General features: G+C 69.4%; 19 protein-coding genes and 2 pseudogenes. 11 read left to right on the top strand and 10 right to left on the bottom strand.

All coding sequences use genetic code 11. The annotated features are described in order from the left end of the window. A partial coding sequence (locus ACGF15_RS06685) for a WD40 repeat domain-containing protein (protein WP_392797073.1) occupies positions 1-1,278 on the bottom strand: 1,278 nt, incomplete at its 3' end. Positions 1,279-1,522: 244 nt separating this feature from the next. Between ACGF15_RS06685 and ACGF15_RS06680 the strand changes: the two genes are divergently transcribed. After that, positions 1,523-1,750, top strand: a complete 228-nt coding sequence (locus tag ACGF15_RS06680; RefSeq protein WP_345607996.1) for a hypothetical protein — start codon at positions 1,523-1,525, stop codon at positions 1,748-1,750. A gap of 318 nt (positions 1,751-2,068) precedes the next feature. Here the strand turns inward: ACGF15_RS06680 and ACGF15_RS06675 are convergent, their stop codons facing one another. Both ACGF15_RS06675 and ACGF15_RS06670 read right to left on the bottom strand, forming a co-directional pair. After that, positions 2,069-2,923: a Ku protein gene (locus tag ACGF15_RS06675; protein ID WP_392797072.1), complete on the bottom strand. Its 855-nt coding sequence runs from the start codon at positions 2,921-2,923 to the stop codon at positions 2,069-2,071. Then, positions 2,920-3,111, bottom strand: coding sequence for a hypothetical protein (locus ACGF15_RS06670; protein ID WP_392797071.1), 192 nt, complete (start codon positions 3,109-3,111; stop codon positions 2,920-2,922). Before ACGF15_RS06670 ends, ACGF15_RS06675 begins: the two co-directional genes overlap by 4 nt. 212 nt (positions 3,112-3,323) lie before the next feature. Between ACGF15_RS06670 and ACGF15_RS06665 the strand changes: the two genes are divergently transcribed. The 7 genes from ACGF15_RS06665 (at position 3,324) to ACGF15_RS06635 (ending at position 7,560) form a co-directional block, all read left to right on the top strand. Further along, the gene (locus tag ACGF15_RS06665; protein WP_392797070.1) at positions 3,324-4,097 is read left to right on the top strand and encodes an ankyrin repeat domain-containing protein; all 774 of its coding nucleotides are present in this window, start codon (positions 3,324-3,326) and stop codon (positions 4,095-4,097) included. Positions 4,098-4,115: 18 nt separating this feature from the next. Continuing rightward, positions 4,116-5,234 carry a hypothetical protein gene (locus ACGF15_RS06660; RefSeq protein ID WP_345607989.1) on the top strand — a complete coding sequence of 373 codons (1,119 nt, stop codon included), beginning with the start codon at positions 4,116-4,118 and terminating at the stop codon, positions 5,232-5,234. Positions 5,235-5,432: 198 nt separating this feature from the next. Next, on the top strand, positions 5,433-6,107 hold the full coding sequence (locus tag ACGF15_RS06655) for a GGDEF domain-containing protein (protein ID WP_392797069.1): 675 nt from the start codon (positions 5,433-5,435) through the stop codon (positions 6,105-6,107). After that, positions 6,104-6,550 (top strand): hypothetical protein, encoded by a 447-nt coding sequence (locus ACGF15_RS06650; protein WP_392797068.1) that lies wholly within the window; start codon positions 6,104-6,106, stop codon positions 6,548-6,550. The genes ACGF15_RS06655 and ACGF15_RS06650 overlap by 4 nt, the downstream gene beginning before the upstream one ends. 26 nt (positions 6,551-6,576) lie before the next feature. Continuing rightward, positions 6,577-6,813 (top strand): hypothetical protein, encoded by a 237-nt coding sequence (locus ACGF15_RS06645; RefSeq protein ID WP_345607985.1) that lies wholly within the window; start codon positions 6,577-6,579, stop codon positions 6,811-6,813. Positions 6,814-6,835: 22 nt separating this feature from the next. After that, on the top strand, positions 6,836-7,036 hold the full coding sequence (locus ACGF15_RS06640) for a hypothetical protein (protein WP_392797067.1): 201 nt from the start codon (positions 6,836-6,838) through the stop codon (positions 7,034-7,036). After that, a complete protein-coding gene (locus ACGF15_RS06635) occupies positions 7,036-7,560 on the top strand; it encodes a hypothetical protein (RefSeq protein ID WP_345607982.1) in 525 nt (174 codons plus the stop codon). Before ACGF15_RS06640 ends, ACGF15_RS06635 begins: the two co-directional genes overlap by 1 nt. 54 nt (positions 7,561-7,614) lie before the next feature. Here the strand turns inward: ACGF15_RS06635 and ACGF15_RS06630 are convergent, their stop codons facing one another. The 4 genes and pseudogenes from ACGF15_RS06630 to ACGF15_RS06615 all read right to left on the bottom strand — a co-directional run bounded on the left by ACGF15_RS06630 (position 7,615) and on the right by ACGF15_RS06615 (position 10,062). Beyond that, complete coding sequence (locus tag ACGF15_RS06630) at positions 7,615-8,514, bottom strand: virginiamycin B lyase (RefSeq protein ID WP_392797066.1); 900 nt, start codon at positions 8,512-8,514, stop codon at positions 7,615-7,617. Between the two features lie 131 nt (positions 8,515-8,645). Next, a complete protein-coding gene (locus ACGF15_RS06625; protein ID WP_392797065.1) occupies positions 8,646-8,882 on the bottom strand; it encodes a hypothetical protein in 237 nt (78 codons plus the stop codon). Positions 8,883-9,293: 411 nt separating this feature from the next. Beyond that, positions 9,294-9,664 (bottom strand): annotated as a pseudogene (locus tag ACGF15_RS06620) (ATP/GTP-binding protein); the annotation flags it as partial. Continuing rightward, positions 9,649-10,062 (bottom strand): hypothetical protein, encoded by a 414-nt coding sequence (locus ACGF15_RS06615; protein WP_392797064.1) that lies wholly within the window; start codon positions 10,060-10,062, stop codon positions 9,649-9,651. The pseudogene ACGF15_RS06620 and the gene ACGF15_RS06615, both read right to left, overlap by 16 nt. A gap of 146 nt (positions 10,063-10,208) precedes the next feature. On the opposite strand from ACGF15_RS06615, the gene mobF reads away from it, so the two are divergent. The 3 genes from mobF to ACGF15_RS06600 all read left to right on the top strand — a co-directional run bounded on the left by mobF (position 10,209) and on the right by ACGF15_RS06600 (position 14,600). Continuing rightward, a complete protein-coding gene (mobF, locus tag ACGF15_RS06610; RefSeq protein WP_392797063.1) occupies positions 10,209-11,789 on the top strand; it encodes a MobF family relaxase in 1,581 nt (526 codons plus the stop codon). A 152-nt stretch (positions 11,790-11,941) separates the two neighbouring features. Then, a complete protein-coding gene (locus ACGF15_RS06605; protein WP_345607974.1) occupies positions 11,942-13,147 on the top strand; it encodes a hypothetical protein in 1,206 nt (401 codons plus the stop codon). 142 nt (positions 13,148-13,289) lie between these two features. Continuing rightward, entirely contained in the window at positions 13,290-14,600 is a 1,311-nt protein-coding gene (locus ACGF15_RS06600; protein WP_345607972.1) for an ATP-binding protein, read from the top strand. Between the two features lie 194 nt (positions 14,601-14,794). Here ACGF15_RS06600 and ACGF15_RS06595 read toward each other — a convergent pair whose 3' ends face one another. The 3 genes and pseudogenes from ACGF15_RS06595 to ACGF15_RS06585 all read right to left on the bottom strand — a co-directional run. Then, a complete protein-coding gene (locus ACGF15_RS06595) occupies positions 14,795-17,314 on the bottom strand; it encodes a Helicase associated domain protein (protein WP_392797062.1) in 2,520 nt (839 codons plus the stop codon). 443 nt (positions 17,315-17,757) lie between these two features. Next, positions 17,758-18,006, bottom strand: a complete 249-nt coding sequence (locus tag ACGF15_RS06590; RefSeq protein WP_345607967.1) for a hypothetical protein — start codon at positions 18,004-18,006, stop codon at positions 17,758-17,760. Between the two features lie 78 nt (positions 18,007-18,084). Next, positions 18,085-18,276, bottom strand: a pseudogene (locus ACGF15_RS06585) (hypothetical protein); the annotation flags it as partial. Positions 18,277-18,703 lie beyond the last annotated feature (427 nt).

Raw genomic sequence — 18,703 nt, 5'->3', positions numbered from 1 at the left:
CCGTACGGTGCCGTCCACGCCGGCGGTAGCGAGAAGGCGGCTGTCGGGGGAGAAGGCCACCGCAGGGGTCGAGCTACCCGTTTCGAGGGCGGGAAGCATCACCCGGTGTCCTTGCTGTACTGCATACAGCATGGCTCGTTCCGCTAGAGACCCGGCCGATACCGGTCGCGACAGCCCTCTCTGCTTGTGCAGGTGGACCTTGCCGTCTCGGTCGGCGATGGCAAGGAGGGTGCCGTCGGGGGAGAACGCCACCGCGTTGACCATCTCGATGTGTCCTGTGAGGAGTTCGCCGATGGGTTGGCGGGTGGTGGGGTCCCAAAACCGGACCATGTTGTATCGGGCGGCGGTGGCGAGGAGGGTGCCGTCGGGGGAGAACGCCACCGCGTTGACCCTGTCGATGTGCCCGGTGAGAGGAGGGCCGATGGGTTGGCGGGTGGTGGGGTTCCACAGTCGTACGGTGCCGTCCATGCCGGCGGTGGCGAGGAGGGTGCCGTCGGGGGAGAACGCCACCGCGTTGACGTCGCCGTTGTGTCCGGTGAGGGGTTCGCCGATGGGTAGGTGGGTGGCGGGGTCCCGCAGCCGCAAGGTGTGATTGCCTTCGGCGGTGGCGAGGAGGGTGCCGTCGGGGGAGAACGCCACCGCGTTGACGTCGCCGTTGTGTCCGGTGAGGGGTTCGCCGATGAGCTGGCCGGTGGCGATGTCCCACAGCCATAAGGTGCCATTGCCGTCGCCGCTGGCGAGGAGGCGGCTGTCGGGGGAGAACGCCACCGTGAGGACCGAGGCGCTGTGGGCGAAGGACTGATACGTGAGGAATAGCCCCGTCTCTTGCTCGTCTGAGACGGGTGCGGGCAGCCTCGCGTGATTCGGCTCAGCTGCGGGCGGTTTGAGCGGTAGCTCCTTCTCCACAGTCTTCACTTCAGAGGCAGGCGGTAGCGGCGCCGCGACGTTCTGGTTCCGTGGTGGCCTGGCCTCGGTGATCGCCGTCCACCGCTCGTACCACTCGTCCAACGCGGAATCCCCATACGCTGGGGGAGCGCACGCCCTGCCGAACCTGTCCCACGACAGCAGGGTCCGCACAAGCCACATCAGCTTGTCCTGGCCGACGTAGCGACCGCCGAAAGCGACGCTCTGCGTAGAGATCGGCAACGAAACCTTCTCTTCGGCAAACAGCTTCTTGGCCCTGGCTTCGATCACCCGCAGCGACGGATTGCCTTGCTGAACCCTCAGCCGCCTCAGGCGTTGCCCTTGCTCCCGCAACAGTTCCTCGTATGCACCCACGGCTGCTGCCTCACCCCGCTCCGCCATCCCCAGCTGGCTCCCCACTGTGCTGTGGGGAGCCAGGCTAGAGGCCCATCGGCTGAACAGCACCGAACTTGCTGGAACAGCCCCGAACAGCGATGTGGGAGATCGGGATGTTCCGCCGTACGCCGCCGTTGTACAGCGATGCCAGCCAGATGATCGGAATTCTTCGGGGTTGTTCGATAAGCCCAGTTCACGGTCCCGGGCATTGCACATTCGAGACATGACCACGCATCAGAACCCGCAGTCCGCCGCCTCGTCACCCGACGGGTCCGCCACACAGCCGTTCCTCTCCCTGCACACCACCGTCGTCCTGCTCACCGCGCTCGTGATCGGTCTCGTCATAGGCGGCCTCACCTTCCTCACTGGCGCCCCCGTAGCCGCCGCCGTCATCGCCGGACTCACCAGTGCCGGTGCCAGCACCCCCGCCCTGCGCACCCTCATCCAGTAGGCCCGCCATCCGTTGGTCAGCCGCTGGATCTGGACCTGATCACCGAAGGGAGCGTTCTGTGGCCGAAGGCGTCTGCAGGGGTAGCTGGAAGCAGAACGTGCACGGGTACAAGGCGACCCACCACGGCAAGGGGCCCGGCGGAACGATCGTCGTCACCAGGACCACGCCGTGGCAACGGTCAAGCGACGGCCTCGGTGCCGTCGACCGCCACGGCCGTCTGGGCGGCCGGCTCTCAGCCCCTGTGGGAACTCCTGAGGAGGGCGGGCGCCCCACCACCCCGTCGACCGACCACACTCTCCTGACACATCAGGGGGATGGTCAGCTGGCTTTCTTCGGACGCGCGGCCGCCGTCTTCTTCTTCGTGGTCGTCTTCTTGGCCGCGGGCTTCTTCTTGGTGGGCAGGTTGTGGACGTCGGCGTCGTCGTCCGTTTCGCCGCGGGCCTCTTTCGCCGCGGTGACGGAGGCGTTGAGGGCGGCCATGAGGTCCACGACCTCCCCGCCCGTCGCCTGTTCGCTGTCCTCGGCGGCCGGAGGCTCTTTGCCCGCGGCTTTGGCGGCGATGACTTCTTCCAGGGCGTCGCGGTAGCGGTCGGACAGAGCGGGCAGGTGCTCTTCGGTCATGGTGTCCATGAGGGCGAGCGCGCCGGTGATCTCGTCCACGGACAGCTCGACCTCGCCGGGCGCCAGGGTCTCGGGGGAGCGGACCTCGTCGGGCCAGTGCATCGTGTGCAGGACCAGGGCATCCTCTTTGACCTGGAGCAGTCCGAGGCGCTCGCGGCCGCGGAGGGCGAACTTCGCCACGGCGACCTTGGCCGACCTGCCGAGCGCCTTGCGGAGCAGGACGTACGGCTTGCCGGCGACCTGGCCGTCGGGCTGGAGGTAGTAGGAGGTGCCGATGCGCACCGGGTCGATCGAGGCCGCGGGCACGAAGGCGACGATCTCGATCGCCTTCGCGGTGGGGAGCGGCATCTCGGCCAGGTCCTCGTCCGTGACCGCGACGATCGTGTCCTTGGAGACCTCGTAGCCCTTGCCGATCTCGTCGTCCCGCAGCTGCTTGCCGTCCAGCTCGCAGATCTTGCGGTAGCGGATCCGGCCGCCGTCCTCGGTATGCACCTGCCGGAAGCTGATCGCATGGGACTCGGTCGCGGGCACGACCTTGATCGGGATCGTCACGAGCCCGAAGGACACCGCACCGGACCAGATCGGACGGGGCGTACACACCTCCACCACGAGCCCCCACCGAGGGCGAGGTAGTCGTTCGAGACCACCTCCACGAGCTTGCCCTCGTCGGCCGGTCGGGGGCGGTGGCGGAGCGCGTCGAGCATCTCAGCGCCCACGTAGTCCTGAAGATCGTTCGTCACGGCAGTGGAGATCCACCAGCGGTCGTGATCGTGGCAGGCCGCGCTCGGCCGAACGACTGAACCAGCTGGGCCTTTCACCGCCGCGAGCGATGCGAGACGCGTCCTCATTGACGCTCTGCAGGGGCCTGCGAGCCTTTGCTTCGTGGAGTCTGCCTCGGCAAGCACCGGGGCGGAGCCCTGTCCTGCTGTACTGCGTGTGGCAGAGAGGTGTCGTGCGGCGGACAGGCCTGGCCGGTTTCCGTGAGGTCTGGCGGACGGTCAGCTCTTGGTGCAGAGCGCGGCGGTGGTGGAGTCCGAGCCGTAGGTCTCGGTGTACCAGCCGCTGGCCGGGGCGGCTGAGCCTGGCCGGACCGACGCCCGAGCTCTTTGCGGTGCCGGAAGGGGTGTCCCTGAGCGACACCGAGCGGGCGGCAGCGCAGGAGGCCCATCGCCTCACCACGGCATCGGGCGAGTTCTACTACGACGGCACGGGCCTGGCCTGCGTAGCGGGCATCGACGCGGCCGAGGCGGTGCGCCGTCTTCAGGCGCCCCCGGTAGCGGACGGCGAACTCCTCGACGTGCTGACTGAGCTGCTGGAGGACCCCTACGCCTACGACATGGACGAAAGCCTGCACATCGTCGGCGTGACATCCGTGCCGGGCGGCTGCGTCGTCACCCAGCCCTGGGGATACGCGCCGCAGATGCCGGGCGTGCTGGCCCGGCTGTCCGCCGGCACCCTCTGCTACGGCCTCTACGCCAATCCCAAGAGCGGCAACCAGGGCAGCATCGCCCGCCATGGAACGATCGAAGACTCAGACCTGCACCCCGGCGGAGGACCGGACGAGAACGACACTGCCGAGCAGGTGCTGGCCTCCTACCTCTACCAGCACAACGCCGTCGCCTACGCCTGCGCCTTCGTAGGCCTGCGCCCGACCGACAGGCGCGCCGTGACCGGACCGCCCGACGTGTGGGTCGAACTGCCCCGCCGCGACTACTGGAGCCACTGACTCGAAAGAAGAGCTGACATGAGGGTGGTGGAATCGCCGCGCCCCGGCGAGGTGCCCACCACGGTCACCCCGGGCGGGCATCACTGCGTGAAGAACCGCGTGCTGCTGGGAGGCAGTGGAGCGGAGGCCACGTGGGGCCGGTTGTTCTTGTCGCGCTCGGAGCTCACGGCACTGGCGGTGCTGCTGACTGACCGGTTCGGGTGGAATCTGTCCGTCTACGACTGCCTGCCGGCCCTGACCCGGGCGCCGTCGGTCGGCGAGACAGCCTCGGTGACCTACCAGCTGCAGATCGAGAAGCGCCGCAAGGGCCGCGGACACTGGTTCTCCACGGAGAACATCACCGACTCCGGGGCCGACTCCCCGGGACGGCTGATCACCCAGGCTCTGGAGGCCACCGCGCACGGCCGGGCACTGGCCGCACGCCTCGATCCAGGCATACGGCTGCTGATGGTCGCGCGGATGCACTACCCCACGCGCCGGCACCAGCACACGGAGCGGCCCCGGCCGGTGGGCCCCCTGGCCTTCGGTGTCGGCCACGGCGATGCGCAGTGGTGGGCGCAACGGCACGGGCTGGGTGGAGCTCCGTTCAGGCGCGCCCGACGCACGACCGTGACGCGCGAGGGCCGTCCCCTTCGGCACTCCTCAGGCACGCATCAAAGCGTCTACGTGCTCCCCGACGAGCAGGTGCAACGGGCCTCGCAGAGCGTCTTCGAGGCTGGCGCCCGCGAGGCCCTCGCCCAGGCCCGGGCGGTGGTGTTCGCCGGCCACGTCGCGGGCGCGCCGGATCCTGCCCACCAGCAGACGGTGACGGCGGACTGCGCGGACGAGACGTCCAGTCCTTGGCCTGGCCCGGAGGGCGGCTGCGCCGCAGACTTTCTGCTCTGCCTGGCCTGCCCCAACGCCCGTGTCCACCCCGGGCATCATCCCCGGCTCGCCCACCTGCACCAGGTGCTGCAGAGCCTGCGATCTCCTCTGCCCGATGGCACGTGGCAGGAACGATGGGGCGAGCACGTACTGCGGCTCGATGACCTGCGCGACAAGGTCGGGCCGACGGCCTGGACAGCGGCCCTGGCCCGGGTGGCCGACGCTGACCGCACTCTGGTTCACCTCCTGGTGAAGGGAGAACTCACCCCGTGACCAACGGCGCGACTGCTGAGCTCGACCCGTACGTGCTGTCCATGCCCAGCCCGGACAGCCCCGTGGTGCTGCCTGAGTGGATCAGCCCGGGCAATACGCACCCGAACTCCCGCTACCAGGACCTCATCTGGTCCGTGGCCCCGCTCATCGACAACCCCGGCACGATCCCGTACGAGACGAGACGGAGAACCCCCCAGTATGTCGTCCCTCCCGCGCGCTCGAAGCCGGTTCGGCCAGCGCACCCTGTTACTGACGACCGCCGCCGTGCCGCTGACCGGCTGGGCGGTCCACGCCGTCGCCCTGCACCGGCAGCTCGCCGCCACCCGCCGTGATCCGCTGACCGGCCTGCTGCGCCGCGACGCCTACACCGCCCGCGCCCGCCGGCTCCTGGCCCGCCACGGCGACGTGGCTGTGGTCATGGTCGACGCCGACCGGTTCAAGGCCATCAACGACCGGCTCGGGCACGCGGCGGGCGACACCGTCCTCGCGTCGATCGCGGCCCGCCTCACGTCCTGGGCGGGCCCGCGCGCTGCGGTCGGCCGGCTCGGAGGCAACGAGTTCGCCGTCGTCCTTCAGCTGCCCGCCGACCTCCGCGCGCTCCGCCTGGAGCAGCTGGTCCGGATGCTGCACACCCCGGTCACCCTGGACGACGGCCGCACCGTCGACATCGCCGCCTCGGTCGGCGCCGCCACCCCGGACGTGATCGGCTCCCGCGACCTGTCCGCGTTGCAGCGGTCCGCCGACGCCGCCCTGTACGACGGCAAGCACTCCGGCCGGGCGGCCCTGGCGACCGCCGCGCACGCCACCGTGCCGTCCGTCAACGGGCGCCGCGCGGGCAGGCCCGGCACGGCCGTGTGGGGGCGAGCGGCATGAGCACCGCGACCCTTCCGCCGACGGGCGACTGGATCCGCAGCACTAGCGTCAAGCAGCCGCACGCCGCCGCCATCCTCACCGGCGCCAAGACGATCGAGAACAGGCCCCGGACGTGGTCGTGGCGCGGCTGGCTGCTGCTGCACACGAGCCAGCAGATCGACCGCCCCGCCCTGCGCGTGCCGCTGATCGCCCGCACGGTCCGCTGCCGCGACCTGACCACCGGCGCGGTGATCGGCGTCGCCCGGCTGACCGGCTGCCACCAGGACCCGGACGGCTCCCCGCCCTGCACCGAGTGGGCGCAGCCCGGGGCGTGGCATCTGGAGGTCAGCGACGTCCAGGCCCTCGCCCTGCCGATCCCGGCGCGCGGGCAGCTCGGCCCCTGGCGGCCCACCGAGGATCTGGTCGACCATATCCTCCAGCAGCTCCCGCATCTGCGGCCGTGACCAGCCGACGCCGCCACCCGCGCGCGGTGCCCGCACAACCGGACCAACCCGCGGCGCCGGTCCAGCTCCTGAACTGGCGACCCTCCTCGCACTTCGGGCCGCCCGCCCCGTGCGTGCTGTGCGGCACCACCACCCCGCTGAGGTCCCACGCCAAAGAGCCCGCTCACAAGATCTGCGCGGAGCTCTGGAACGCGGCGCACCCCGGCGAGATGCGGTTCGTCTCCGACCCGCCCAAAGGCGGCCAGACGACCGACCACGCCTGAACCCCTCCAGACGGAGGCCCCCATGAGCAGCAACCAGCCCGACGTCGACCGCGCCCTCGCCTACCCCGAGCCGCCGGCCTCCCCGCTCTGGTACCGCCACGGCGCCAAGGCCCGCCCGCTCACCGATGCACAGCGCCAACGCAACCGCGAGCTCCTGGTCCTCGCGCAGCCCACCCGACCCCGCGCTCCCCGCACCACCGAGAATCTGGCGGAGGCAAGCTGATGAACCCCCAGACGCACCTGGCCATAGACGGCTACGTCGACGCGCTCCCTGCCCACGGCACCAGCTGGGGCACCGTCCGCTTCGACCTGATCCACTTCCCCACCGACGCAGACAGCCTCGCCCCCGACACCCCGGACACGGTGTACGCCTGCACCACCGGCGACCCGCGCATCACCGACGTCCTGCTGTGCGAGATCCAGCCCGGCGACCTCGTGCGCGTCACCGGCACCCTGGCCCCGCCCGACGACCCCGAGAAGCCCGCCCACTTCACCGTCGACGGCCTCGAAGTCCTCGAGGCCGCCCCGGCCCCCGTGGTCTACGGCCTCGTGCTGGAGCGGTTCGGGAATGACGCCGTCGTCTTCGACGCCGACCGCGACCAAGTCCCGGTCTTCACCACCTCCGGCCGCTGGGTCGGCGAGGCCGCCACCGCCGAAACGATCAGCGACCTCATCAACGCCTACGAATGTCCTTTGACAATGAAGTTAGTCCGGCGGGGTGGTGCTGAGCTGGGCGGACTGGATTGAGTGGCATAGCACGGTGTCGATGAACGTGGTCGCTCCGGCCTGGGAGGTTGGGGCTCAGCGTGGGGTGAGTCGGGCGACCGTTCCGATCTCCAGGGCTGTCCAGATCGCTCCGTCCGGTCCCAGGGTGATGCCGTGTGGTTCGGAGGACGGGCTGGGGAGGTCGTGTTCGTCGATTCGGCCGTCGGTGGTGATCCGGCCGATGCGGTTGGCTCCCCATTCGGTGAACCAGCAGTTTCCGTCGGCGTCGGCGGCTATGGCGTGCGGGCGTGACGCGGGGTCGGGCAGGGCGAATTCGTCGATCTTTCCGTCCTGTGTGATCCGCCCGATCTGACCGGCACTGATCTCGACGAACCACATGGCTCCATCGGCGCCGGCGGTGATACCGACCGGGGCGGCGGCTGGTGTGGGTAGGGGGTGGACTGCGACGTGACCGTCGAGTCCGATGGCGCCGATCGCGTTCGCCTGGTTCATCGTGAACCACAGTCGGCCGTCCGGGCCGGTGGCGATGGCTGAGGGGAAGGCTCCCGAGAGCGGGATTGGCAACTCGGTGACGTGGCCGTCGGGTGTGATGCGGCCGATGCGGTCGGCGCTTGCTTCGGTGAACCACAGGGCGTCGTCGGGGCCGGCGGTGATGCCGAAGGGTCCGGCATCCGGCGTCGGCAGCGGGAACGAGGTGATGTTCCCGGTCGTGGTGATGCGTCCGATCCGGTGGCTGCGGAATTCGGTGAACCACAGCGCGTCATCGGGCCCTGTGGTGATGGTCGACGGTCCGCTGGAAGCGGATTCGAGCTGGTAGGTGGTGACGTCGCCGTCGGGTGTGACCCGGCCGATCTGTCCGTGGTGGACCATGGTGAACCACAGCGCGCTGTCGGGGCCGCAGGTGATTCCGTAGGGGCCTGCGTCCCTGCCGGACACGGGGAATTCTGCGATCGGAGAGGTCGGACGGCGCGGCATAGGGCGGGTTCCTTCATCGGCGGGCGGGGTGGAGTTCGGCGACTGCGGATGCTATCTGGAGCGCTTCTTGACCGCCTCTGGTTAATGCTGCTGCGCGATGCAGTCGGGGCACTTGGGTGCTGGGTGCTGTCTCAAGCGGATCTGACCTGGCGGGACCGGAAGTAGGCGTTGATGGAGGAGTAGGACACGGAGATGATGTCGTGGTCGTCCATGAGCCAGGTCCAGTCCTCTCTGAGGTCGAGGTGTTCGGCGAGTATGGCGTCGATCAGGGCCCGGGCGGAGTCGTTGATGGCGGAGGCGGGCCGTCTGGTCGGCGGCCGCCTCCTGTGGGGGCCCTTCCTGGACTTGTAGGTGCTCGGTGTCGGCATGTCCAGGATCGTGCGTATGGTCCGGGACGGGAGCTGGTGGCGTCTGGACAGCTCACGGATGGTTGCATTTCCGGTCTGGGCGGTCTCGCGGATACGGAGTGCCAGGTCAGGGCGGTCGGCCAGGGGGGATGGTCCGGGGGTAGCGGACGTTCGGCTTGGTGCGTCGTCGTGGCGACGCGACGTCGGCCAGGGCTCGTTGCAGTGTGCGTTCTGGGTGGCCGGAGACTGTGGCGAGGCGGGAGAGGGCGGGTTTGCCGAACCAGAATGGTGGGCCGCAGAGGAAGCGGTGCAGGTAGCTGGGCTTGAGGTGGTTGGTGCGGGCCAGGCGGCGAATGTAGGAGTCAGTTGTCTCTCCGAGCCGTGGCGAAACCCTGATGGGAAGCCGCGCGGGGCGGTCTGACGGCGTGACGGTCACGGGCGGGCTGGCTTTTCGGACGGGGATGCTGAGATTTCTGCAGCGTGGTCCAAGGGGATCGCGTTGATCAGTTCCTTCGTCACACGTGGGCGCCGATCATGCCGTCGGTCCGGTCGTGAAGGTAACGGTCCAGCTTGGCCAGGCTTCCGGGTGGGTGGTCGTGCAGGAGCAGCGTCTCCTCCATCGTTGCGACCAGTCCCTTCCACTCGTCGGCGTAGGGGAATGGGCGGGTGGGAACGAGAGTGAAGCGCCCTGCGATCTGGGCGCCCCGCGTGCCGGCCAGGAGTTCACTGCTCTCCAGGCCGATGCCCGCGTAGACGAACGTGGCGGGGATGCGCTCGGAGAAGTACTTCAGGGTGTCTGAGAGGGCGTTAAGTCCCGTTCCTGATGCTCAGGTTCGTGCCTCTCTCCCGCGTCCTCCGCGGTCTTCATTACGCCGTAATGAGACTCATCCGTCGACGCTGCGGCCTCAGCTTCGGCTTCCCGCTCCCCCGCAGTCGGCGCAGACGACTGCGCCGGTGCCGGTACTCGTTTGGCCGCTGTCTTCTTCGCCTTCAGGTGCTCCAGGTGCGTGGCCTGCTCGTCGGGCTTCTTGTTCCCGACCCGCCGCAGGAGCTCAGCGGGCTCCTCGCCGGAGAGCAGCTTCTCCTTCAGCTCCGGGGTGAGCCCGAGCAGAGCGAGACGCTGCGAGACCCATCCCTGAGATCGGTGCAGCCGAGTCGCGAGAGCGTCCTGTGTCCCGACCACCTGCAGCAGCTGCTGCAAGGCACGGGCTTCATTACGCCGTAATGAAGACTAGGCATCGATGGCGGAGTGCCCCTCCCTCGCGGCGGCGGTCGATGGCCACGGCGCCTCACCAGCTCCTACCCGGCACGCGCGTCCTTGGCTGAATCTGAAGGCTTCCTCGGCCGATGAGCCGACCGGGACGCCCCCAGGAGCAGGCCGGGGTTCCGGTCGGGCGATGGAGGGGCCGGGGCCTTGCCGCGCTCGGACTCGTGCCGGGTGAGGAGGTCACCGAGGCGCAGCTGCGGAACCTGTTCGGTGAGCGGGGCCGCCACCCGTACGCGGACCGGATCGAGGCGGAGCGGCTCGCCGCGGGCGCCTCCCCGAAGCGGGCGTTCAAGGCTGGCGCACTCGGGCGCCGGGTGACGGTCACGGGGGTCGACTTCGTGTTCCGGCCGCAGCCGACGATCTACCTCCTGTGGGCGTTCGGGGATGAGGAGGCCGGGCGGGTGATCGAGGCCGCGCACGAGCGGGCGATCGAGCGGGTGCTGGAGTGGATCGAGGACGAGGTCGCGGTGATCCGGTATGGCAAGGACGGCGTCTACCGGGTGCGGCCGCCCGGCGGTCTGGTCGCCGCCCGCTTCCGCCACTACGAGGCGCGTTCCGGACGGCCCTTGCTGCATGACCATCTTCTTCTGTCGGTGAAGGGGCAGCGCTTGGACGGGAAGTGGGGCTCGATCCACACTCTGGCCCTGCACGAGAACACGGTCGCGGCCTCCGCGCTCTACAACGAGCTGGTGGCCGCTGAGGTCTGCGAGGCGCTGGGGCTGGCGACCGAGCCGCGCACCGTCACCCCGGGGCGCCGGCCGGTGATGGAGATTGCGGGGGTGCCGCACGAGCTGATCCGCTGGACTGCCCGGCGTAGCGACCAGATCGCCGCCTGCCTGGCCGAGCTGGAGCACCAGTACGTCACCGCCGTCGACGACGACGGCGAGCCGCGGTTCCTGCCCGTGGTCTCCGAGCGGGCCCGCGCCAAGCTGAACCAGATAGCTGCCCGCAAGACCCGCCTGCCCAAGAAGAAAACCCGGCCGCTCGCGCAGCTGCGCGCGGAGTGGAAGGAGAGCGCGATCCGCACCTCCAAGGTGTCCGCCGACATCATCACCAACCTCCTCGAGCACGCCCGCGCCGCAGCCGCCGCGATCCGGGCCCGGGTCGCCGCCGTGGTCGACATCGCGCTGGCGGCCGTCGACGTCACCGCGACGGTGTTCGTGATGAACGAGGGCGGCCGCTTCCACTGGCGGCACCTGCTTGCCGAAGCCCGCCGCCACCTCGCCCTGGTCCTGCGCGGCCGCCGCCGCGACCCCGGCCTGGACGAGGAGATCGTGGCCGCCGCCATCTCCACCCACTGCCTGGACATCAGCGAACCGACAACCACCATCGGCCTGCTGTCGGACTACCGCCTCTACACCGCCCGGTGGTCCCTGGCCGACCTCCCCGCCCGGCCCCGCCCACCCACTCCCGCGCCCGACCCGGACCGGCAGCCCCCGGCCGATCCCGGCGAGCCGGCTGCACTCCGGCCGCCGGGCCAGGATGCGGGGGAGTGGGAGATACCCCGCATCCCGCTCCAGTACGACCGTGCCGTCCTCGCCGGTGCGGTGGTGCGGGAGAAGCTGCGCACCACCACGACCGCCGCCGTGCGGGGCCGGGAGGAGTACGGCCCGCGGCCCGGCGAGCGGAGCCGCTGGGACTGGCCCGGCGACACACCCTAAGGTTTCACCGGGCGCTCGTGGCGATCCGCCTATTGAAAAGGCTCTGGCCAATGGTTCGACGGCGTGGGAGGCACGGAAAAGCAGTAATGGATTCCGGACCACCGGAGTATGTTGATGGGTAATCAATTCCACGTGGGTGAAGCGAGGCGAAGATGCAGGACCCTGCGGTTGTTGGTACGCGCCGATCGCGGGTCGCGGATTTCCTCCGGCAGCTCGACCCCGACATTCGTGCGGCCCTGCACTTCGACAATGCGGCGGTCATCGGTGCAGACCTGCTGATCTCGATGTGCCGGGCCCTGATGGACACGGGCAGCGACCAGCCCTGGCAAGACCGCGTGGAGTCCACCTTCAAGAAGTTCGATCTTTCCGACGTGGAAATAGGGTTCAACTATATCTTGGAGAAAATCCAGGACAAGGATGCAGCGATATCTTGGCTGAACTCTTTCAAGGGAGTGAATTACCGCGCCTTTGCGCTCCGTCTGCTGGGGGCCGGTGACTTCAGACGTCTCGAGGACGCTGTGAAAGAGGACGGCGCGATCGTAGCTCTGGCCGTGCGGCGCGGACTGCGTGGGCTGATGCCGTTCGCCGTGGCGTGGAGCGATGCCGTCAACAATATGACGGAGAACCAGCGGAAAGCCGTCTCGAAGACTGACATCCTCGGACTTGAGGTCGTGCAGATGGTCATCATGGCGGACGAGGCGTTCGGCGAGAAGTTCGTCTCCACACTCCCCATGCAGCTCACAGCCGCCACCGCCGACGACCTCGCCGGCTGGCGGCCCGACGACATGACGGAGATCGTCTCCACCATCCGGCACCGGGTGGCCGAGTCCTCGGCGAAGAGGCTGGAGCGTGAAAACTCCCAGCTCGTCAGGAAGATCCGAGGGGCCAAGGACGCTCTGACGCACTCCGAGGATGGCATCTCACAGGCGGCCAACTCGCTGATCGAGCTGATCGACCGGATCATGCGGGAAGCGTTCACCAAGGAAGACGTCATGGCCTGGGTCGAGGCCAACCTGCCAGACGAGCCTGGCCTGACCTTCGAGAAAGACGGCGCCGTCCTGGCGAACAAGCGGGCGGAGGCCCTGTGCTTCGTCTACCGCGGTGGCCCTACCGCGCGTGAGGCGAGCGAGCACGACAGCGGCCAGGGGCCGTCCCTCATCCACGATGTTCTGGCCCGCGTGATCGTGGCCACCCGCACCAGCCTCCAGAAGTTCAAGCACGACGACGATGGAACACAGGAGGAGAAGGACCAGCTGTTCTCTCTGCTTGCCGGCCTGGAGGGAGCGCTCTTGCTGGGCCTTTCCATCAGCCAGACCGGCATTAAACAAGACCAGCCCCTCGACAACCTCGAAGCGTAGAGGCTCCCCATATCCTCGGCCCTGCGGCGCCACCCGCTCTGCGTGTACGGCAGGGAAACCCGGGGCGCGGGCCCCTACGGCTTCGCTAACTTGACCTGATGACACCTTCGATCCACACCCGCCCAGCGGATGGACGGCTCGTATGACATCCGCGGCCTCGCTGTTCGCCTGTCGCCCCGCAGACGTGACCCTGGAGCGGGTTCGCGAGCTGGTTGCCATCGGCCAGCCCGAGAGTCTGACGCTGGAGTACAAGGAGAAATACACCCCCAAGATCCCGACGTCGGTCGCGGCGATGGCCAACAGCTACGGCGGCCTCATCCTGGTCGGCGTCACCGAGCGCAGCGTCGACGACCGGATCATTGGCGTGCCCGAGGACGCGATCGTCCAGATCGTCAGCGGCTGCCATCAGACGCTGGAGCCGCCCTGGGAGCCGGAGATCATCCCGGTTCCCCTGCCTGAGAGCGATGGCCGGATGATCCTGGTCGTCCGCGTGGACCCGGCGAAGGCGTCCCGTCCGCTTCTGGTCCAAGGCGCCGCTCCAATTCGGCTGCACGGACGCAACGCCCTAGCGGACCGGGCGGGGCTCGCGCGGCTGATCAACGAAGCCGCGCCCCAGGCTGTGGCTGCCGGACTGCGGCTGCCGCCGGCCGACCTGCCCATGGACGACCAAGGGAAGCCGATGGACGACTTCCTTGTGCGTACAGGGATGTTCGTTCCGGTGGACGCATCGGCCACCTGGCGCCCGCTGTCGGAGCGCGGCGTGCAGGCATTCGCCGACGCGCTGAACAACTCCCCCCTGCACCAGGCATTGTTCCGCTGGTGCGCATCGATCGGCGAGGGCGGCATGAATCCCTTCCACCGGTCGGGCTTCAACCGGGCCCGTAAGGTCCGGCTGCTGTGGCAGGGCGGCCCAAACGGAGCGCCGGCCTTCCCGCTGGAGGCCGTGGCCAGGGTCGACCTGCCGGACGCCTACGGGGCTGCCGTCTCGCACCTGCAGGTCTCCTTGCAAGTCGTCGCGCGTTTCCGGCACACCTTCGGCCGCGCGGTGCCCCTGTCCGTCGCTCGTCTGCACGAGCTGGTCGACGCCCTGACGGCCACGCTGGTCGATGACAAGGTCACCGGAGCACTCGCCGCTCTGGCGGGTGTCGATCCTCTCGTGGTGTCCCAGCCACTCGGCCTGGACTTCCTCAGCAGCACGGACATGTCGGAGCTGCTCGCCGGTAGCGGACTGACCTCGGTGCCGGACGCTGGCACATCACGAGGGGCCAACCTGCTTGCCGACCCGGGCGTCGACCAGCGTGACCCTGCAGAGCGCCGTGCGCTCGTCGACAGCTGGCTCCAGCAGATCAGCCAGGACGCCGGCCTGCTCGGCATGGAGAAGGTCCTGGAACAACTTCACGACACCTCCCCTGCCCCTCAACCGCGACATCCTCGCCGCACAAACGCCCTGTAAGGAACTGCGAGGCCGCGCCCAGCCCGACTTCCACGGAGGCGGGGCGCGGCGCGCGGGGGAGGGGACTACTGCTGCTGTCCCTCGGGGTGGCCTGGGCGAAGTGCAGCACGACGGCTTTGGCACCGGCGGTGCTGAGACCACACGTGGTGGGCTGGGCAAAAGTCCTGCCCGACCCACCACTGCCCGCCTGTGTGCTACGCCCAGCGCATTCCGATCGCGGAGAGCAGCTCCATCCGCTCTGGCGTCAGCGTCGCCGCCCGGGAGCGCTGGTTTCCGATCCAGGCACCCAGCTTGTGCTCCCGCTCTTCCTGGTCCTCGCCGACGATCCGCTCGACGTGCTTCCTGGGGACCTGGAGGTGGCCCTCGCGCTCGTAGAACTGGCGGGCGGCCTGGTAGTTCAGCGCCCACTTGTCGGCCTGTGTGCGGCGCGGGGTCGGCTTCTCATCCTCGCTGGCGGGCTCGATGCCGAGGACTTGCTCGCACATCCACTGCTGCACGGTGGTGAGCTTGTCCCAGCCGAGCCGCTGCGCCCGTACCCACCGTCCGAGGTCCTCGCCCTGGTGCACGATGTCACCCGGCGACGTGGGCAGCGTGCCGCCGGCCTCTTCGAGGTGGAGGCGGACGAGGTGGAAGGCGCGTTGCCATTCGACGGGCCAGGCCGGGCACCAGGAGGGGTCGACGTCCTCGAGCTGCTCGCGCCGCTCCGCTGACAGGGCTCCGGCCCATGACTCCACCGGCAGCCCTTCGGTCTGGCGCTGCTCGAGCTCCAGAGCGCGCCGGGCGGCGGCGCGGGCGTTCTTCAGCCAGATGCCCACCCGGTACCCCTGGTGGGTGGCGTCGAGCGGGGCCAGGAGGTGCCCGTGTTCTGCGGCCCACCCGCGTGCGGCGGACAGCCCTTCCTCCCATGCGACGTCGAAGTGGCTCCACACCATGCCGAGCTTCTCCAGCTGGGCGATGCGGTCCTCGTCCATGTCCCCGCGGGCGTAGAAGCGCCGGTTGTCGGCGATCCACTGCCCGAGCGGGAAGCCTGCGAGCGAGGCCGGCCACCCGACCGCCTCCGCCTCCTCGCCCTCCGGCACGCGGTACGTGAAGGGCACCTTGAGGTCGCCGTGCTCGCGCGCGAAGATGACGGCGGCCTCGACGCCGCGCCGCCAGTGCTCGTGCTCCGGGTTGAGTACCCGCAGGTTGATGAACGCCGCCAGCTGCGCCGGGTCGCGCGGCGTGGAGAACTTCAGCAGTTGTCGGGCCGGTACCGATAGCCGGTCGCTTCGGTCGCTCCCTGCTTCTTCGCCTTCCGTCCCGCTGCGGCTCTGTACGCCCCGCACGCGGCTTGGTGTCTGCTGTTCGGCGAGCTGCTCGACCACCCGGGCGTCGTGCGCCCGCAGGGCCTCCAGCAGCTTCGCCAGCCCGCCGTAGGCCCTGGAGGTGAGCATGTTGTCCGCGGTCTCGCCGGGCCCGAGCAGCACCGGCACGACCAGGCTGGCCATCTTGCCTTCGCCCGGGTGCATGCGCAGCGCGCGGCCGACGGCCTGGACGAGGTCGGGCATGGAGCCGCGGACGTCGGCCCAGTAGACGGAGTCGCACTCCCGGGTGTCTACGCCCTCCCCGAGCACCTTCACCGAGCCCAGGAAGCCCTTCTCCACCACCGTGCCGTCCGTGGCGATCCCGGACGCGAACTCCCCAAGGACCCGCCGGCGGTGGCCCGGTTTGTGCTCTCCGCACAGCCAGTTGGCCCAGATCGTGCGCGGGTACAGCTCGGGGTCGGCGGCGTGCAGCCGCTTGGCGACGCCCGGAAGGCCGGCCGCGAACGCCTCGGCCTCCTTCACGACATGGTGGAAGACGAGCGTCCTGCGGAAGCCCTCCTCGGCCGACGCCTTGAGCAGCGCGGTCTGGAGGGCTGCGAGCCGGGCCCCGCGGACCTCGTCCGAGCGTCCCTCAGCGCCCAAGAGCTGCGCGGCCTGGAGCTGAGCGTCGGTGATGTCCACGCACACCACCTGGTACGGCGCACAGATTCCCCGGTCGATGGCCTCCGAGAGAGTCAGGGTGAAGCAGCGGCTGCCGAAGGGGCCCTCGGGGTCGTCCTCCATGCTCGCGACCAGCTCGCCCGGCGCGCCGGCCTCATCGTCCTCCCTGAGCTGCCACAGCCGGGGCGTGGCCGTCATGTACAGGCGGCGCAGGGACGGGATGCGGGTGTTGTCGTGGACGACCGCCCACGGCTTTCCGATCCGACCGGAGGTCCGGTGCGCCTCATCGACGACGATCAGGTCCCAGCCCGGGAGGCCGGCCTGGTGGGCGCGCTCCAGGGTGCCGAGCCCGAGGGAGGCGTACGTGGCGAACACGGTGACCTTGTCGAAGGGCCGCACCCAGTCGACCAGCTCGTCCACGTCCGTGGTGTTGGGGAAGGTCACGTCCTCGCCCCGCAGGGACGAGACCCCGATCATCGGGCCCGTACGGCCCGCCACGCGCCACGCGGCCTCGGTCTGGGTGAGCAGGTCCAGCGAGGGGACGAGCACCAGCACACGGCCCGCACGGAGCTTCTCCGCGCTGCGGGCCGCGACCCGGGTCTTCCCGGACCCGGTCGCCATGATCACCTGAGTCCGCAGCCCCCTCTCGGGCGCAAGCGATCTTGCAGGCAATTCGAGGGCACGGACAACCGCGTCAATGGCTTCCTGCTGCGCCGCCTCACGCTGATCGGTTCGGCTTGTGGTCGACATATCCGTCTGCCTTCTCCTGGGCTCTCAGCAGCCGCGGCCCCTCTGGGAGTCCGCGGGGCGGTCTGATAGAGGCTCAAGGCGGCGTCTGCGGACCCGCGCTGCTGTGGTCGCGCCCGCAGTCGCGCCGAGGGCGGCACCGTTGCCTAGATGATGTGGTGTTCGTTGGCGCGGGTGTGCAGGTTGGTTGGGTTAGTGCGTAGTTCCGCTGATCCGCGACACTTGCTTGGCTTCATGGCAGTACGGTCGCCACCCGCGGGGGTTTCCAGAGTCTATCCGGTTGGCAGAATGAAGCGCATGGGTGGGCGATGGAGCTGACCTGGTCAGGTCGGCCCCGGGAGCTTGACGCTGATCGGGGCAGGGCAGTGAACGGCCCGACCCCCGGACCTCTGGAGTGCCGAGGGGGGCCGGGGGTCGGGTGATGGGGGAGGCGTGTGTGTTTGTGATTAGGGCATGGGGACGATGCCGATGGAGAGGGCTTCGAGGTTAAGGGCTTTGCCCTCTGTGCCGAGGGTGACCATGCCGGCCATGCCCGAGGTGTTGGGGGCGTGGTACTTCCAGCCGATGTTCTGGACGTGGGACCAGCCTTCGAAGGCGTAGGTCTCGTCCCATTCGAACCAGAGTCGTACGGCTTCCAGGGGCCTGGCGTATCCGGTGCTGCCGATCTCGATGTCCTCGCCGGCCCCCCTGCACATTTTCCCTCCCCAGCCTATGTTGCGGGTGTGGACCTTGCCGCAGTACTGGCCCCCGTTGGGGGCCCCGATGACTCGGATTCGGACGGCTTCGATCGCTTTGTTCTGCCCGACTGTTCCGGCGTAGTAGTCGAGGCCGCAGAACCAGTCACCCCACCCGAGGTCGGCCACGTGAGCCTTAAAGCACACCACCGGGCCGCCGTTGGCGCTTTGCGCCGAGGCTGTACCCGGGCCGGGTGAAGGGGCTGCCTGGCTGGTGCTGGCAGCGGTCATGGTGGAGGCCGCCACGGTGCAGAAAACCAACAGCGAGCGAATTGCACGTCGCATCGGGAACTCTCCAAAAGTGAAAATCTGATGGGTCGTTGGTAGACTACAGGAGCTTGATCGTTTTTCGCTCAGGCCGCCAGGCCCGTGGGTGGGCCGCGCGGAGCGTGGCACGCCTGGCCGGTGGAAGGAGTGGGCCCCCGCCGTTGCTGCGCTCTTGTGGCTGGAGCGCAGCGGAGGCCACGGGTCGGCCGAAGGCCGGCTCCGGCCCGCAACGCGGGCCGGACGCCCTGCTCTTGGCGGGTCGCGCGGAGCGCGTGCCCGCCGGCGGTGAGCGAAGCGCGCCGCCTCCGCTCACGCGGAGCGGGAGCGGCCGGGGCGCGCAGCGCCCCGGCTCGCTGTGACGGGCGCAGCCCGGAGGGACCCGCTCCGCGGG

This window comes from Streptomyces sp. NPDC048001 (assembly GCF_043203115.1).
Taxonomy (GTDB): Bacteria; Actinomycetota; Actinomycetes; order Streptomycetales; family Streptomycetaceae; genus Streptomyces; species Streptomyces sanyensis.
Note: the sequence above shows the minus strand (reverse complement) of the source record. Positions and strands in the feature narration are given on the sequence as shown.